Origin of the sequence: Chryseobacterium taeanense, from assembly GCF_900099685.1 — a bacterium.
Taxonomy (GTDB): domain Bacteria; phylum Bacteroidota; class Bacteroidia; order Flavobacteriales; family Weeksellaceae; genus Chryseobacterium; species Chryseobacterium taeanense.
This window is the reverse complement of sequence record NZ_FNDW01000015.1, coordinates 35,886-52,725: the sequence shown is the minus strand read 5'-3', so window position 1 is coordinate 52,725 and position 16,840 is coordinate 35,886. Positions and strand designations below refer to the sequence as shown.

At 36.8% G+C, this 16,840-nt stretch carries 14 protein-coding genes; 4 read left to right on the top strand and 10 right to left on the bottom strand.

Features of this window, described 5'->3' with window-relative positions:
* Positions 1-162 precede the first annotated feature (162 nt).
* Positions 163-2,292, bottom strand: a complete 2,130-nt coding sequence (locus BLR30_RS16585; protein WP_089861315.1) for a carboxy terminal-processing peptidase — start codon at positions 2,290-2,292, stop codon at positions 163-165.
* Positions 2,293-2,437: 145 nt separating this feature from the next.
* Here BLR30_RS16585 and surE point away from each other — a divergent pair, with 145 nt between their 5' ends.
* The 3 genes from surE (at position 2,438) to BLR30_RS17940 (ending at position 4,586) form a co-directional block, all read left to right on the top strand.
* A complete protein-coding gene (surE, locus tag BLR30_RS16580) occupies positions 2,438-3,205 on the top strand; it encodes a 5'/3'-nucleotidase SurE (RefSeq protein ID WP_089861314.1) in 768 nt (255 codons plus the stop codon).
* A gap of 155 nt (positions 3,206-3,360) precedes the next feature.
* Positions 3,361-4,386, top strand: a complete 1,026-nt coding sequence (locus BLR30_RS16575; RefSeq protein WP_089861312.1) for a DNA-binding protein — start codon at positions 3,361-3,363, stop codon at positions 4,384-4,386.
* Entirely contained in the window at positions 4,383-4,586 is a 204-nt protein-coding gene (locus BLR30_RS17940) for a hypothetical protein (RefSeq protein ID WP_228400791.1), read from the top strand. Before BLR30_RS16575 ends, BLR30_RS17940 begins: the two co-directional genes overlap by 4 nt.
* A gap of 281 nt (positions 4,587-4,867) precedes the next feature.
* Here BLR30_RS17940 and BLR30_RS16565 read toward each other — a convergent pair whose 3' ends face one another.
* From BLR30_RS16565 to BLR30_RS16555, 3 genes are read right to left on the bottom strand one after another with little or no spacing between them, the layout of a single operon-like run.
* Positions 4,868-6,271: a radical SAM protein gene (locus BLR30_RS16565; RefSeq protein ID WP_089861310.1), complete on the bottom strand. Its 1,404-nt coding sequence runs from the start codon at positions 6,269-6,271 to the stop codon at positions 4,868-4,870.
* Positions 6,272-6,281: 10 nt separating this feature from the next.
* Entirely contained in the window at positions 6,282-6,515 is a 234-nt protein-coding gene (locus BLR30_RS16560; protein ID WP_089861308.1) for a hypothetical protein, read from the bottom strand.
* 9 nt (positions 6,516-6,524) lie between these two features.
* A complete protein-coding gene (locus BLR30_RS16555) occupies positions 6,525-7,145 on the bottom strand; it encodes a prolipoprotein diacylglyceryl transferase (protein WP_228400790.1) in 621 nt (206 codons plus the stop codon).
* A 1,064-nt stretch (positions 7,146-8,209) separates the two neighbouring features.
* Here BLR30_RS16555 and BLR30_RS16550 point away from each other — a divergent pair.
* The gene (locus BLR30_RS16550; RefSeq protein WP_089861307.1) at positions 8,210-9,250 is read left to right on the top strand and encodes a GMP reductase; all 1,041 of its coding nucleotides are present in this window, start codon (positions 8,210-8,212) and stop codon (positions 9,248-9,250) included.
* Between the two features lie 241 nt (positions 9,251-9,491).
* Here BLR30_RS16550 and BLR30_RS16545 read toward each other — a convergent pair whose 3' ends face one another.
* From BLR30_RS16545 to rsmI, 6 genes are all read right to left on the bottom strand, one after another.
* The gene (locus BLR30_RS16545; protein ID WP_089861305.1) at positions 9,492-10,226 is read right to left on the bottom strand and encodes a DNA-binding domain-containing protein; all 735 of its coding nucleotides are present in this window, start codon (positions 10,224-10,226) and stop codon (positions 9,492-9,494) included.
* A 156-nt stretch (positions 10,227-10,382) separates the two neighbouring features.
* Positions 10,383-11,945, bottom strand: a complete 1,563-nt coding sequence (locus tag BLR30_RS16540; RefSeq protein ID WP_139164652.1) for a fibrinogen-like YCDxxxxGGGW domain-containing protein — start codon at positions 11,943-11,945, stop codon at positions 10,383-10,385.
* A 606-nt stretch (positions 11,946-12,551) separates the two neighbouring features.
* A complete protein-coding gene (locus BLR30_RS16535) occupies positions 12,552-13,106 on the bottom strand; it encodes a hypothetical protein (RefSeq protein ID WP_175443682.1) in 555 nt (184 codons plus the stop codon).
* A gap of 666 nt (positions 13,107-13,772) precedes the next feature.
* A complete protein-coding gene (gene fabG / locus BLR30_RS16530) occupies positions 13,773-14,516 on the bottom strand; it encodes a 3-oxoacyl-[acyl-carrier-protein] reductase (RefSeq protein ID WP_089861299.1) in 744 nt (247 codons plus the stop codon).
* 173 nt (positions 14,517-14,689) lie between these two features.
* Entirely contained in the window at positions 14,690-16,165 is a 1,476-nt protein-coding gene (locus tag BLR30_RS16525) for a WG repeat-containing protein (protein WP_089861297.1), read from the bottom strand.
* Positions 16,166-16,840 (bottom strand): 16S rRNA (cytidine(1402)-2'-O)-methyltransferase, encoded by a 675-nt coding sequence (gene rsmI, locus BLR30_RS16520; RefSeq protein WP_089861296.1) that lies wholly within the window; start codon positions 16,838-16,840, stop codon positions 16,166-16,168.

Sequence of the window (16,840 nt, the reverse complement as noted above, 5' to 3'; positions counted from 1 at the left end):
GAATAGTCTTTTTGGGTTCGCTTTACATAGCGATTTTCTTGATTGTTTTCCATAACGATAAAATTTGTGTATCGCTATTTCAGGACAAGACATATCCAATAAAAAAAACCGTCGCCTTCGAGAACCTCAGGCGACGGTTTTTTTATGATGTTATTTATTAGATCAAGATTTTACTCCCATATCAGCGATGATATTCATGGCTTCCTGAAGATAAAGATCTTTTTTAAGGTTTTTGATCCAGATTTCAGATTTCTTTTTGAAAGCTTCATCTTTCTTCTCTCTTTCGACTTCGCTCTGATACATCGTAAACTGAAGTCCGCTATCAAATTTTGTTAATGATTTAAACTTTTCAATCTGAGCTTTTCTCTGTTTTGTCAGTTCATTGAACTTATTGATATTAAGTGTAATCGTTTCCTCTTTATCCAGTTTTTCTCTCCACTGGGCAGCTTCCAGCAGCAGTTGATATTTGGTATTTTTGGCCAATCTGTCTGCGCTTGCCTTTTCAAGAGCCTGAATATTGAAGTAATTAACCTTTTGGAAATTTGTTGCCGGAATCTTATCCCAAGCCAACGCATAATCGTCATACCGCTCTCCTACTTCTGCATACGTAAGCAGATCCTTCATCTGAATATCGGAAACAATACCTTTTCTCTGGGTAGATTCTCCGGTAATTCTATAAAACTTCTGAATGGTAAGCTTTAAAGCTCCGAAATCATCTTCCGTATTTAAAAATCTGTTCAATTCAACAAAGGTCTGTACGGTTCCTTTTCCAAACGATTGTGGAGATCCTATAATCATGGCTCTACCATAATCCTGCATTGCACCGGCTAGAATTTCAGAAGCGGAAGCAGACGCTTCGTTCTGCATGATTACCAAAGGACCTGTCCAGATTGGGGTTTCATTTTTATTCTTTAATGTCTGAATTTTCCCGTTTCCGTCTTTTACCTGAACATAGGGTCCGGACTGCATGAAAAGTCCCATGATATCACCTACTTCCGTTAAAGAACCTCCTCCATTATTTCTAAGATCCAGAACAATTCCTTCTATATTTTGCTTTTTAAGCTTAATAAGCTCGTTTTTAATATCATCCGAAGCATTTCTTCCGTTTGGATTTTCAAAATCAGCATTGAAACTTGGTAAATTGATAAAGCCGTACTTTTTACCGTTAGGAGCGCCTACAACGATACTTCTTGCAAAGGTATCTTCAATAGCCACTTCTTCACGGATCATCGTAACCTCTTTTATGGTTCCGTCCTTTTTCTGAACAGTCAGCGTTACAGGAGTCCCTTTTTCCCCGCGGATCAGGCGTACCGCTTCATCAGACAGCATCCCGACTACATTTACGGCATCTTCATTAGGTTTCGATTTTACTTTAAGAATCTTATCACCATCGGAAAGCTGTTTAGACTTCCATGCAGGCGCTCCGATTGTTAAGGCTCCTAAATAGAGATTCCCTTTTTTCTCCTGAATAATTGCCCCGATACCGATTACCTTTCCTGTAAAGTTGGTATCAAAATCTTCTTTATCTTTTGGAGAATAATAGTTGGTATGCGGATCGAAAACTTCTGTATACGCATTCATGTACACCGTAAACAGATCTATTTTTTTTCTTTTCTTAAATCTTCTGAACATATCCTGTACAAGATCTTTTACCTCACCGGTTGCTTTCTGAAGCTTTTGTTCAGGTGCAAGTGGTTGATATTTAATGGTATCTTTCAGTTTATATCGCTGTACAGAATCTTTCTTTTCTTTCTGGGTTTCTTCTTTGCTGTTCATCGATTCAATTTCCTGAAGAATATTGTATTTAATGAATTTTTTCCATTCATTATACTGTTCCTGCTTATTGGCCGGAGCTTTTTTGAGCTTTGGCTCAAGAGTCAGGGTTTCATCTTCTTCGAGATTAATCGGTTTGCTTAAAATATCCTGAATCATTTTATCAATCTCATCGGTTCTCTGATATAATCTGTCAACGGTGAGTTTATAAAAGGTAAGATCTCCCTGGTTAAGATAATCATCAAGCTTGGTTTCGTGCTTTGCAAATTCGTCCATGTCCGACTGCAGAAAATATCTTTTTCCGGAATCGATCAGATCAAAATAAAGTTTATACACATCCTTTGAATATGCGTCATTGATCGGTTTTGGACTGTAATGTAGGTAAGAAAGAGTATTTTTTACGCTCACCATGATCGTCTGCATCTTTTCATCTTCATTTTTAGGCGAGTTGAAACAAAACATTAGACTTGTTAATGGAATGAGGAGTAAAAATTTATTGAGCTTAAAATTTTTCCACATAAATCTGTAATGTATTTTTATTAATTTTAAAAAAGTATTTTAATAAGTAGTAATTTTTAATTAACTGTTACAAATTATCAAATTTAATACCTTCTTTACAAATATCAGATAGTTTTAAGTAATTTTGTTAAAATTAAATTTTAATATGGAAAAACCACTTATTCTGGTTACAAATGACGACGGAATCACAGCACCTGGAATCAGAAATCTTGTACGTTTTATGAACGAAATCGGAGAAGTAATCGTTGTAGCACCCAACTCTCCGCAAAGCGGTAAAGGTCACGCCATTACCATCAATTCTACCTTAAGCTATGAAGAAGTACATCTTGACGGTCCGCAAAGAGATTTTTCCTGCAGCGGAACGCCTGTTGACTGTGTAAAGATGGCTCTCGATAAAATACTTCCCAGAAGACCGGATATCGTCGTTTCAGGGATTAACCACGGCGCAAACTCATCCATTAATGTGATCTATTCCGGGACGATGTCTGCAGCAGTGGAAGCCGGTGTAGAGAATCTTCCGGCCATTGGCTTCTCTTTATTGGATTTCAGCTGGGAAGCAGATTTTACGCAGGCAAAAGAATACATTCAGAATATCGTTAAAAAAACACTGGAAAACCCAATGCCTAAAGGAGTTGTTCTCAACGTAAACATTCCGAAACTTCAGAAAGAAGAAATTAAAGGTGTAAAAGTCTGCAAACAGGCCAACGCCAAGTGGGAAGAAAGCTTTGATGAAAGGGTAAATCCTCACGGTAAAAAATATTACTGGCTTACCGGATATTTCAACAATATGGATGAATCTGAAGATGCCGATGAAACCGCTCTGGCAAAAGGATATATCTCGATTGTCCCTGTGAAATTCGATCTTACCGCATATGAGTATATGAATACGCTGAGTGAGGTGATGAAGTTTTGACATATAACAAACTAATTATCAATTAATTATTAAAAATAATCAATCTGTTTTTAACAAGCAAAACACCTTCTAATTAAATAATTGATTATCAGATATTTAAATAAAAAAAACATGATGTCTCCGACATTAATGTCGGAGACATCAAAAATAAATATATGAAAAGAGATTTAACGAACTCTCCTATTGAAAGGAAAAATGTTTTAAATAACAATATAGCCATACCTGAAATATATAAAGCAGTAAGTTTTCCAGGTGTTCTTCTTGAAAAAAAATATCGTTACACAAAACAACAGCTTTCTGAGTTTTTTGAAGTAGATGTAAGAACTATTGAAAGAGTATTAGAAAATAATGAAGATGAAATTGTTTCAAATGGATATGAAGTTCTTACAGGAAGTCGATTAAAAATATTTAAAGAAGAATTTATTAAAGAAATTAATCCTTCCTATAAAGAAGAGTTAAATAAAGCTCCTTCTCTGGGTGTTTTCACATTTAAAGCATTATTAAATTTTGGAATGTTATTAACTGATTCAGAAAGAGCTAGACAAATTCGTTCATTAATTTTAGATATTGTTATAGATGTTTTAAATGAAAAAGCTCAAGGTCATACAAAATATATAAATCAAAGAGAAGAACAATATCTTTTTGTAGCCATGGATGAATTTGATTACAGAAAGAAATTTACTAATGCTATCGATCAATATATTGAAAAAAATAATTTTAAATATTCTCAACTAACGGATAAGGTTTATAAAAGCATTTTTAAAGAAAATGCAAGTGAATATAAAAAAATCCTTAGACTAAATTCTAAACAAAGTGTCAGATCCACTTTCTATACAGAGATTTTAAGAATTATATCTGATTATGAAAATGCTTTTGCACATGAATTAGAAGAATGCAGTCAAAAAAAAGCAAGAAAATTAAATTTAACAGAAGCACATTCTCTATTTAACGATTTTTCAAAGAGAGCTGAAAAAATGATGTATGCATCTATTCAAGATGCCAGAAGCAAAATGGCTAGTAGAGATTTAGTATTTAGAGATGCACTACACGAAAAACTTGAAGATTATATAAAAGAAGTTTCAGAAGATGATTTTGAAAAATTTTTAGGCGAACAAAGTATGACTATAGAACAGCGTTTGGAAGAGAATAAAGATGTCTTTAAAAGATTAAAAAACAGATGATGACTTTAATATACTTTCCAAAGGAATTTGCTATAAAAATTCACGATAAAATTTTAGAAATATCAGGAGGGCATGGAGGTATTAAAGATTTAGGAAATATTGACAGCCCACTACATCATATTCAAAATGATTTATATTATCCTTATATTGAAGATAAACTAACTCATCTAGTGTTTTGCTTTAATAATTCATGCCTTTAACGATGGTAATAAGAGGACATCTGTTGCTTTAGGGGCATTTTTTTTACAAACAAATGGTTTAGGAGCTATCGTAACCAAATTTATTCGTGAAATGGAAAATATTGCTGTGGCTGTGGCTGACAATATAGTGAATAAGGAACTATTACACGACATTATTACAGCTATAATTTACGATGACGATTATGATGAGATTTTAAAATTAAAAATCTTTGATGCGTTAAATGAAGCAAATAAAGATATTGGGGAGATCTTTTTGAAAATAATGTTCTTTGGGATTTATACTAAAATAAAACTCTATCCTCCCTCCTCAATTCCTCAAGATATTTACTCTTATCATCTCTGTAGAACAAATTCATGGTTTCAAAAGGAATCAGTTTTAAATCTTTATTCACAATGTGCACACAGGATTTCTTTACGGCGCGCACATCAAAATCGTGAGCATCCATAAAATTCATGATGATGATCCTGAAAAGATTGTCATAATCGAGATTGGGAGCTGAAACTTCGGGAAGACAGCACAATAGCTGGTTTACTTTAGGCTTCACTTTATCTACGGAGATCCCGGTGCTGAAAATATCCAGAAGCTGCATCTGCAGTCCTGTATCCTGCTCATAGACAATAGTATTTCTTGTCTCATTATTCAGGAGATCAGCGGGGTTGATATATCTTGTTAAAGGAATCGTTTCACCTTCAAGCTTCAGGATATAACCCATCGCCAAAGCATCCGGATTACATGGAACGGGAATGATATCATCCGAATTCAGCAGTGGAAATTGGTTTAAAATCTCCTGTCTTACCTCCGTCAGTGTTATCTTTTCGTACGCAGAATCTTCACGGTTTCTTCCTGCAATTTCGACAGGCTGAAAAGTAATTCCACGGACACATTTCTGTTTTAAAGCAAAATCAATGATCTTCCCGATCTCATCGATATTTTTCCCTTTCTGAAGGACAATCACCAACGTTGTAGAAAGATTAAGGGCATTTAGTTTTTCCAGGGCTTTCATTCTGATATCAGTGAGATCTTTTCCTCTGAAATCCTCCAGAACTTCAGGTTTAAAGGAATCAAACTGAAGATAAATTTCAAATTCCGGAGCATAGGTCGCCAGCTTTTCTGCAAAACCGGGATCATTGGCAATCCGCACGCCGTTGGTATTTAACATTAAATGCTTGATAGGCTTCGACTTGGCAATATCCATGATCTTAAAGAACTCGGGATGAATGGTCGGTTCTCCCCCACTGATCTGCACAACATCCGGCTCGCCTTCATTTTTAACGATGATATCAAACATCGCTTCTATTTCCTCAAGACTTCTGTGGCTTCCGTAGTGCGGAGAAGACATTGCATAACACGTAGGACAGGTAAGATTGCAGCGATCAGTAACTTCCACAATAGAAAGGCAGCTGTGCTGCTCATGATCTACGCATAAGCCGCAGTCATAAGGACATCCGTATTCCACATCGGTCCCGAAATGAACCGGCATTTCCGAAGCTTTATTATAGTTTCTGATATTTTTATAGTACTGAACATCCGCTGCGATTTTCGTTTTGAAAAATCCGTGATCGGGGCATCTTTTTGTCATGAAAACGGCTTCGTCTTCAATGATGATCTTCGCACCTACTCTCTTCAGGCATTCGGGGCAAAGGCTGATGGTATAATCGTAATAAGTATAGTTTCTTACCGGCATAATTAATTTTTTACATTCCACCACAAACAAAACCACTGATAAGTCCGCCAACAAGCATAGATATCAAAACGGTTCTCCAAAACTGTCCTCTTGAAAATTTTCTTTTATTATCCCATTCATAAATAATTTGTACAATAGCTGCTACAAACATTGAGATAACAAAAAGTACAATTAAAACAATGCCGATTATAAATACGAACAATCCGGTGAGATCTCCAACTTCAAGTAATGTTAGTAGTTTCATGAATAATATTTAAAGTGAATTTACAACTTTTGTTTCTTTGAGTTTAAAGAAATAATAAAAAATCACGCCAACACAAACCAGCTGTATTGTTCCAAGTCCTGCCACAATATCTACTTTAGGTTTGATAAAATCCAGCATAAATCTAAAACTAAAGTAACTGATCATAAAAAGCTGAAATACAAAACCAGAAGGAAATGTATCTTTTTTCTGAATCCCTTTTAAAATAATCCAAAGTGTAATGAGAAAAGTAATTTCATATAAAGCAACAGGATGCCTTCGATACTGATCTCCCAGATACATTCCAAAAATGGAATCTGTAGGAAGACCGTAGGTTTCTTCGTAAATCCCTGTAAGGAAACAGCCGACTCTTCCGATTATCATTGCCAGAATTAATGGAAAAACAATTAAGTCTCCGGTACTTTCTTTATGCCCTGCAATTTTCTTTGCCCATTCAACTCCTATAAGACCAAATGCCAGACCTCCGACAATAGTATTATTGGTCCAAAATCTTTTTAAACTGAAATTTCCAAAAAGTATATATGGATTTTCGAGATTGCCGATTAATTTAGATCCTATCAAAGCTCCTGCAGTTGCTCCTATTAAAATCGCTGCAGAAGTATTGAAAGACATTTTTTCACTTGCTTTTTTTTTTTAAATAAAAATAATACCGCATCCCGACAAAAATCCCCAGAGACTCTGTGATCGGATGCAGTAAAATGTCTTTGCCTAAAATATGAACGGTTGCAGGGAAATCCATGGTTTCAAATGTATTGCTTTTTAAAAACATTTAAAGAAGTTCTGCTTACTTTTTTCTGACCTGATTGAGGTGTTAGATCTCAAAAAGCATGTCGGATGAGCTTTACGGCTTCAAAAACGAGCCTTTTAGCATAAAACAATACAATATCGCAGGCACACCGTAGGTGTGCTATGATAAAATAGAACTTTACGGAGTTCCGGTATAAGATGCGATATTGATCTAAGCTGAAGTGAAAGCTATGGTAGTAATAATTTTTTACTGAATATAATTTGAAAAGTTTTAAGAGCATGTTTAAATTCTAAATACATTTTTAACATTAAGGAATTAAGGTTTAATTTCTTAATTAACTTAATCTAAATCAATTAATTGATTTCTTATTTTTTCAACACTTAATAAACTGAATTTCTTAATGTTGAGATTAAGAATAAACTTCGTTTATTTGGATAAAGGACATTAAGAGAAGTCCCTAAAAATATTAGATAAAATTTAATCACTAAGGAATTAAGGTTTAATTTCTTAAGTAACTTAATCTAAATCAATTAATTGATTTCTTATTTTTTCAACACTTAATAAACTGAATTTCTTAATGTTGAGATTAAGAATAAACTTCGTTTATTTGGATAAAGGACATTAAGAGAAGTCCCTAAAAATATTAGATAAAATTTAATCACTAAGGAATTAAGGTTTAATTTCTTAAGTAACTTAATCTAAATCAATTAATTGATTTCTTATTTTTTCAACACTTAATAAACTGAATTTCTTAATGTTGAGATTAAGAATAAACTTCGTTTATTTGGATAAAGGACATTAAGAGAAGTCCCTAAAAATATTAGATAAAATTTAAACAGTTACTAAAAACAGCTTTATTGATAAATCACTGTCATTTAAAAGGTACAATCAATCTTTTTCCTTATTTTTATTCAATAATATCCAAATTATGAGAATAGAAAATGATATAAAGCTGGGTTTTAAAGATGTCATGTTTCGTCCTAAACGATCTACCTTGAAATCCCGTTCGGAAGTTGATCTGGAAAGGGAATTTACGTTCAGACACACCCGGAAAAAATGGAGCGGTGTACCGGTTATTGCCGCCAATATGGATACCGTCGGAACCTTTGAGATGGCCGTGGAGCTTGCCAAAGAAAAGATTATTACCGCCATTCATAAGCATTATACCCCTGAGGAATGGTCACAGTTCCTGGATTCGCAGCCCGAAAGCATCTATCAGTATATTGCCTTAAGCACCGGCACCGGAAAATCGGATGAAGAAAAGATCAGAACCATCCTTGAAAAGCACCCGAAAATTGAATTTCTATGTATTGACGTAGCCAATGGATACTCAGAACATTTTGTAGAATTTGTGAAGAAAGCAAGAATCAATTTCCCGGATAAGATCATTATTGCCGGAAATGTGGTGACAGGAGAAATGGTAGAAGAACTTCTTCTCGTGGGTGCCGATATCATTAAAGTAGGAATCGGGCCAGGTTCTGTCTGTACAACGCGTGTAAAAACCGGTGTCGGCTATCCACAGCTTTCCGCTATTATTGAATGTGCCGATGCTGCGCATGGACTGAAAGGCCATATCATTGCAGATGGCGGGTGTAAAGTTCCGGGCGATGTGGCAAAGGCTTTCGGTGGCGGTGCAGACTTTGTCATGTTGGGAGGAATGTTTGCCGGACACGATGAAAGTGGTGGCGAGATTGTAGAGGAAGGCGGCAAGAAATACCGTCTATTTTATGGGATGAGTTCAAAAACTGCGATGGAAAAGCATTCCGGAGGTGTCGCGGAATACAGGGCATCAGAAGGAAAGACCGTAAAAGTTGCCTATAAAGGTCCGGTTTCGGAAACCGTAAAAGATATTTTGGGCGGCGTACGCTCTACATGCACGTATGTAGGTGCTTCGACCCTGAAGGAACTTTCTAAAAGAACGACTTTTATCCGGGTTCAGGAGCAGGAAAATCAGATATTTAAAGATTAGTTCAGTGCCGGAATCATATAAAACAAAACCAATGATTCGATAGCATTGCATTTACGTAACAACATAAAAAGACTGCCTTTTCAGGCAGTCTCTTGTTTAGGTAAATCGTAAACCCTAAACTATGAATATTCATACCGTACGGTCAACACACCCACACTCGGTCGGTCAAGACACCCTTGACCGACCGGTCAACGCACCCTTGATCGGGCGGTCAACACGGTGTTGACAAATACACCTGTTCTTACATTACAGTAAGTACTTTATCAAGGGTAGCCGTTCGCGGTTCTTTCAGAAGAGCGCCCTGCGTAAACTGCGTCACCACTTCCAGATTGTAGGTGCCTGATGGTAATGCAGGAATCACCACCATAAGCTCGGAGGGATTATTGGTTACAATATCTAATGCCTCTACCATTGTTCTTTCCTGGGTAGCGGTATTGATGAAATAAACTCCCCGTGTAGGATTATCGCCCATGATTTTGATTTTGCTGCCCACAATCTTCAGGTTTCTGCCCGGCGTGAGAAGATCATTAACGGAACCGCTCTTCATATCGGTTACCTGCAAGATCACCGCAGAAGCTTCTGCCACGCCAAGAATGTCTACTTCAATGTTTGAAATCTCAGCCCGTAGCTTTTCTCCCTTGTTAAACTGGAAGATAATGCTGTGCTTGTCTTTATTAAAAGTCTCCGACGGGCTGTCGAAAACCCCGCGGATGGTGGTGCTTGCCGTAAAGTAGCCGGTATTGACTGAAAATCCGTCACAAAGCTGGTAGGCCATTTCTTTAAGGAAGAGTTCGGTCGCATGCTCCATTGCCGAAGCGGAAACATCTGCACCGCCACGGCTGGCGGCGGCTTCACATATCTGCTGTACAGAAAGGGAACGCTCGCTCGCCGTACGGGCAATGAAATCATTGGGATTGTCTTTGGTTAAAGTGTTATCATAGAGATACGCTTTGATTTTGTGTAAGATATTTGCCATTATTGTTATATTTAAATGGTTGTTAAACTTGTTATTAAATCCTCATAGGTTTTAGAAACCTATGAGGATTAGTAATTAATTTAGATGTGCCGTATTGCTGGCGAGACGCTCGCATCAGCAGGTGGAAGATTAATTGTTAGCAAATTTGTGTAATACTTATCTTACCCATGTAGATGCCCATGGATCACCACCGGCTGTTCTATTAGCATATTGATATGTTAATAACCAATGTACTCCACTACCATTACCACAGTCATGATACATTTTGGGCCAACCATTCGCATCTTGACTAGTTGTACAGATACCCACGTCCCACGTCCAAGTTCCTGTAGTTGGAATAGACGTATTATTACTAAAGTCCTGTGGTGCCCCTGATCTATGCCATGTTCCAAGACCCATATAATTAGTATCTAAACTTCGGAGAGCCAAAATAGCCGGACCTCCACTCTGGGAAGTTGTTTTATTAGCATAGCTTGTAGAGGAGATTCCCGATCTTAATTGAACCTCTGTACTTATATTAGCAATCTGTGTCACAATTGCACGAGAAAGGTAACCACTGCTATTAGGGCTTGTCATTTCTGTTTTCTGGGTTGGTGTCGAAAGACTCGTTCCATTAGCACCAATGAGCATCCATCCTCCACCATTGGTATTCATATCGCAGTATGCCCTCATTGGTGAATAGGTCGTTCCAGCCTGATCAATATCCACATAGTAAACACCATCTGCTGTTGTTAATCCTTTATTCAAAATTTCCTTACAACTTGCACATGGCCCTAAATAGATAGTACATCCACTGGCTGTAGTAAAGGTTGCGGCTCCATTACTTGTGCCGGTGTAAGTTCCAGATAAAGTATAAGTCAGGTTTCCACTAGTATTGTAGATTCCTGCTGTGAGGGTAAGTGTTAACCCGCTTTGTGTAATCGTTTCCCCTGGATAATTATATGTACATGCTGCTCCAGTATATGGCAATGTATAAGTACCGGAATAAGCTGTTCCATTCATTAATCCATTGAGCCTGTATTCAGGTAACACACTTGACCAAGATCCTGCGCTGCAGGTAAAGGTTGGGTTAGGAGCAATACTAATTGTTTTAACAGAATTCAGAGTGAGCTTGTTCCATGTTGCGGTAAGTGTCCCACAGGTAGCCGGCGTTCCGGAAAGGATATAAGTTACCGTCACACTCGCTCCTGCAATTAAGTTATTGGCTGTGGCCGGACTCACCGAAGCTACCGAAAGACCTCCTGAAAGCACTAAGTCTGAAGTATTGAAAGCAATATCAGCCGTACTAAAAGAATTATTAGTTATGGTAACCGTAAAAGTATTAGAAGCCGTCATTGCGGTTCCTGCTTTATAGGTTCCGTTAAGGGCTGATGAGGTTACTACAACAGTTGGTGCAGAAGAATTTGAGAGCTTCTGCCAGACGCTGCCATCAAAATAATAATATCCTTCTGCAGTTATATTAGCTGTTTTAGTACTTGGAGAAGCAACTGCCGAAAGGGCATAGACGATGGCTCCTTTTTGAGCGGTATCATATTTTGCATCTTTCCCTTTTATATCCACACCTTCCAACCTTGGGGCAATTAGTCCTTCAGCGGTAGTGCTGCCAGTTGTTTTGGCGGTAATATCGAGGGTCGCTTTGGGTGAGGTGTTATTAATCCCCACCTGAGCTTTAATAATGAGGCTGATGAATAGAACAGCCATTGTAATAAAATGTTTCATTGTTTTGTATTTAATTTATGTTGTTATATTTTTAATTGTGAACACGAAGTGCATTAAGATTCTTATTCGTTATGCATTTTGATTCACTCCGTCACTTCGAATAGACTTTGTAGAAATCGTATCGAGAAGTTTATGAGCTTGAGGATCAATTTCATTCTCGATACATTTTTTCTTCACCTTGTTACGAAAAAACACTCGAATTGACGACGAATCCAATACCCAAAATTTAGTTTCCTTATCCCTCCGATTGTCACATCCCGTAGGGATCTAAGCCCGAGTCTTTCCCTACTACTATTACCAGCTATGCCAAGATTCCTAACGACAAAGACTTGTAAAATGCCGGTGACTGAGGTTCTCGAAGTCACATCCTCTGCATCAGGCGTTGCACTTATTTTTAAACACTAATGGCACTAATCTTTATACACAAATTTCACAATTGCTATCTGAAATGCTTTGCCTAGATCCCTACGGGATGACAAACGAAGTGGATAGTGAGTGAATAGTGAATGGATAATGAATGATTAAACGTTACTCAGGAAAATCGAAGATTTTCAAAACTTATGTGTTCTATTGTTTTCAAAGTTGTAACCTTATCTCTTATATGACTTATGTGTTAAAAACTTTTGTGTCTTCAGCGGGAAGCTCAGGCGGAGGACGAACGAAGTGATTGATGATGATATTTGTAATTTGAAATGGATAAAATGCTCTGTTTATAAGCTTCTTTCTATCCCTGTCTGTGCAGGCAAGCTGAGGGAATAAGGCTTTTATTATTTTATCAAGAAGCTTTAAGGAAGGGCTTCCCGTAATCCCCAACATTGAGGCATGAGAAATGCGTCCGGGATCAGTACGGTTCCACGGACTACTTGTATAGCAGACTTTATTAGCTGCAATATTGACTGACTTTGGAGTAGAAAATGGTAAAGATGATCTCTTAAGAAAATCTTTGGACTTTTTAGCTGATGTAAAACTTTTATTCTGTTCAGTTCCTGCAATAAAAACAGAGGTTTCTGAATAGACATACGAGTCTTCAGCTACAAAAATAATGGAATCTGCCGGTACAAAAGAACCGGAATATGCTTGTGAAGGGATGAAAATATACAACCAAACTACGAAAAAACGTAGTATCGGAAAGGGTTCATAACTTTTCATCATTGTGTTCATACGTGCTATTGTAAAAGTAGTCTTGGTTGGACTACTTTTCCTTGGTAATGAACAATAGATCACAAATATATAAAATAAATCAAGAAAACCGCAGTGTAAGTTTGTGAAGTCTTGTGGTTTTTGTTGTCAATATGTAAGAAATTAGAAAATAAGAGGTTAGTATTTGGCGGTGAAAATATTTTGTTTACATTTGTAGCTGAAAAAGTAGTCCAACCAAGACTACTTTTGGGGTATTGCCGTTTTCATGGGCAATTACAAGTGAAATCTTCCTCCTATTTTTACATTTTCACCATTTTATTTTAACGCTAAAGACGCAAAGATTTGTTAAAAGGATTACGCCTATTTTCGAGCGCTAAGGCGCTTCGCTCAGCAAATGAGTAGTATTGTAATATTTTATTAACCTTTTTTGATTGTTTATTTAACGCTATCGACGCAAAGATTTGTTGAAAGGATTGCGCTTATTTTTCGGGGCGCTAGGTGCTTCGACAGGCTCAGCATAAACTTTATTGCTCAGCAAGTGGTCTGAAACCCTAATTTCTTTAATATTGTTTGGATTTATTTATAACGCTTTGGAAAGGTTTGTTTAAAAGAATATGTGTACTTTTATACAACAAAATCCGTCTCATGAGACGGATTTTGATTTTTATTGCAAGGTTTATTCGTTTATTAAGTAAGCAGACCACCATCAACATTCAGGGTCTGGCCTGTAATATATGATGCCATTTCACTTCCTAAGAATACGCAAGCGTTGGCGATGTCTTTTGTCTGCCCAAGCTTTTTCATAGGAATGGCTTCGTTCCATTTTTCTTTCGCTTTATCATCTAAAGCATCGGTCATTTCAGTCTGAATGAACCCCGGAGCAATCGCATTACAACGGATATTTCTTGAGCCTAATTCAAGGGCTACAGACTTTGTAAAACCAATAACTCCCGCTTTTGAAGCGGCATAATTGGCCTGTCCTGCATTCCCACTGATTCCTACTACGGAAGTCATATTGATAATAGATCCTTCCTTAGCTTTCATCATTGGCTTTATCACCGCTTTGGTAAGGTTGAATACAGAATCCAGGTTTACATTGATTACTTTATCCCAGTCTTCTTTAGACATTCTCAGGAGAAGATTATCTTTGGTAATCCCGGCATTGTTGATGAGAATATCAATTTTCCCGAATTCTTTGATGACTTCATCCACCAACGTTTGGGCAGCATCAAAATCTGATGCGTCAGACTGATATCCTTTAATCTGAGTTACAGAACTTAAAGTTGCTTCTAATTCCTTAGCTTTGTCTACAGATCCGGCATAGGTAAACGCAATTTTTGCTCCCTGCTGGGCATACATTTCAGCGATTCCTTTTCCGATTCCTCTTGTAGCTCCTGTTATTAGCGCTACTTTTCCTTCTAATAGTTTCATATGATGACAATTATTTTCTTGATAAGTTATTAACCTTTTGAATGTTGGCTAATATACATTATTTAGTTTATAGAAATAAAACGGTGTGCAAAGATATTATAAAATGTTATTCATTGCATTTAAATCACAGTTTTAGCATGAATTTGATACCTGTTTTTTGTCATGGATTGCATTTAATCGATAAAGTTCCGGTCTTTCTGCTCAGTGAAATAAATGTATTGGATCTCTTTTCCCTTTATGAGTTTAAGTCCTTTTTTGTCCTGAATAAATTTATCGAAAACAACTTCTGCCAAGGGTTCATTTTTATGATTGGAAACTCCGAATTTATTGTCTTTTTTAATAATAAATTCATTGACACCGGGAAAAGTGATAATATCATCGTAAATAAAGGGAACTACTTCTTTTCCCTCCCCATCTAATATCCCGTAGAAATTATCGATGTTTCTGCCGACGAGCATAGGATACATTTCTAAAGACTTCATTTCTTTAAAACCCTTCAATTCAACATACTGTCTGCCTTTTGGAAAAAATGTATAATATAAATTGTCCTTGCTAAGAATTAAAGTATCCGGGAATATTTTCTCGATCTCATAATCTTCACTGATAACATTTTTAAGATCTTTATCCAGAATTTTCTCCTCATCATTTTTACGGAGATACAGATACTTATCTCCGGCAATCGTAAGACCTTCTATCCTGTCATATTCTTTGGGAAAAACAACTTCTCCATTGAGACGAACCACTGCCGCTTTGGGATTATTCTGATCCTGTGATGTTTTAAATAAACCATTAAAGAGCGGATTTACATAATGATAATCAAGATCATAAACTTTTTCTTCTTTCTTTGAAAAAATACTTACTTTATCATCTTTCGTAAGATAAATATATTCTCTTCCGACAAAAGCCTGTTCATAGATTTCATCAGCGATTACATTTTCCTTGTCATTAATGATTCCGTATTTATTTTTAATTGTATCAAGCGTCACAAGAAAAGGGAAAGCATTGATATTGTCTACGTTATGATTGGAAATTATCGTTAAGGTCTTACCGTTATTATCAATAATTTCTCCTGATTTATCTCCGGTTGTGATATAGGTTCTTCCCTTATAAAAGCGGAGATCTGTGGTAAATTCCCTGTCTGAAACCTGCTTCCCGTCGAAATCATAGATTAACCAGACTCCGTTTTTCTTAACAAAAAATCTGCTTTCACTGGCAAATTCTATCTTGTCGGAAAAAGGAATAATCTGGTTTCCGTTGAAATCATACACGCATTCCTTACCTTGTTTTGTGTAGATCATGCGGTCTTTATTTTCCCAGGTTCTGAATCTGAAGTTATCCAAAGAAATCAGCTCTTTGCCTTTTTCATCGATGAGAGCGGTTTTTCCGTTTGAATTTCCCGCTTTTACTTTGAGGATGAAACGATCTTTCCATAGCCGTGAAATTTCGCTTTTTAAAGGATAAGCAAAGGTAATATTGCCTAAAGAATCTACAATTCCGGTATTTCCGGTTCTGGCCTCGGTAAATACTCCGTAGCCTTTTGAATAAGAACGTATCTCCCGGCCAATTTTCTTAGTTAAAAGTATCTGTTTATACTGATCCGTCTGTCCGAAGCAAACCGACGAAAACAGTACGAAAATTAGTTTTTTCAATTAAATGGAATTATTTATGATGAGAACGATCTCACCTTTTAAGGTTTTGCTTTTTGAGAATTCAATGAGTTCAAGAATTGTTCCGCGCTTGGTTTCTTCGAATTTTTTTGAAATTTCACGACTGAGGCTTACTTTGGTTTCTTCTCCAAAGAATTCTTTAATCTGCTCCAAAGTCGTATTGATTTTGTGTGGGCTTTCATAAAGAACGATGGTTTTTTTCTCTTCGGCAAGTTGCTTCAGTTTCGTCTGTCTTCCTTTCTTCTGTGGCAAAAATCCGGCAAATAAGAACTCATTGTTCGGCAACCCAGAAACTACTAAAGCCGGAACAAATGCGGTTGCTCCCGGCAAACAAATCATTTCAATCTGATGATCTGCGCCTGCTTTTGCAACCAAATAACCCGGATCCGAAATTCCGGGTGTTCCTGCATCGGTGATAATGGCAATATTCTGACCGCTTTTAAGATCATTCATTACTTTTTCCGTTGCCTGATGTTCGTTATGGAGATGATAAGATTTTAAAGGCTTTGAAATTTCGAAATGCTTCAGAAGAATTCCGGAAGTTCTCGTATCTTCGCACAATATGTAATCAACCTCTTTTAGTACATTGACCGCTCTGTAGGTCATATCTTCTAAGTTCCCGATCGGTGTGGGAACAAAATATAGAATCCCGCTCAA

Bases quoted from the DNA above. Each gene is read 5' to 3' on its own strand.
- BLR30_RS16565 (WP_089861310.1), bottom strand. From the start codon at position 6,271: ATGCCGGTAAGAAACTATACTTATTACGATTATACCATCAGCCTTTGC.
- fabG (WP_089861299.1), bottom strand. From the start codon at position 14,516: ATGAAACTATTAGAAGGAAAAGTAGCGCTAATAACAGGAGCTACAAGA.
- BLR30_RS16575 (WP_089861312.1), top strand. From the start codon at position 3,361: ATGAAAAGAGATTTAACGAACTCTCCTATTGAAAGGAAAAATGTTTTA.
- BLR30_RS16540 (WP_139164652.1), bottom strand. From the start codon at position 11,945: ATGAAACATTTTATTACAATGGCTGTTCTATTCATCAGCCTCATTATT.
- BLR30_RS16545 (WP_089861305.1), bottom strand. From the start codon at position 10,226: ATGGCAAATATCTTACACAAAATCAAAGCGTATCTCTATGATAACACT.
- BLR30_RS16535 (WP_175443682.1), bottom strand. From the start codon at position 13,106: ATGAACACAATGATGAAAAGTTATGAACCCTTTCCGATACTACGTTTT.
- BLR30_RS16555 (WP_228400790.1), bottom strand. From the start codon at position 7,145: ATGTCTTTCAATACTTCTGCAGCGATTTTAATAGGAGCAACTGCAGGA.
- BLR30_RS17940 (WP_228400791.1), top strand. From the start codon at position 4,383: ATGATGACTTTAATATACTTTCCAAAGGAATTTGCTATAAAAATTCAC.
- BLR30_RS16560 (WP_089861308.1), bottom strand. From the start codon at position 6,515: ATGAAACTACTAACATTACTTGAAGTTGGAGATCTCACCGGATTGTTC.
- surE (WP_089861314.1), top strand. From the start codon at position 2,438: ATGGAAAAACCACTTATTCTGGTTACAAATGACGACGGAATCACAGCA.
- BLR30_RS16550 (WP_089861307.1), top strand. From the start codon at position 8,210: ATGAGAATAGAAAATGATATAAAGCTGGGTTTTAAAGATGTCATGTTT.
- BLR30_RS16585 (WP_089861315.1), bottom strand. From the start codon at position 2,292: ATGTGGAAAAATTTTAAGCTCAATAAATTTTTACTCCTCATTCCATTA.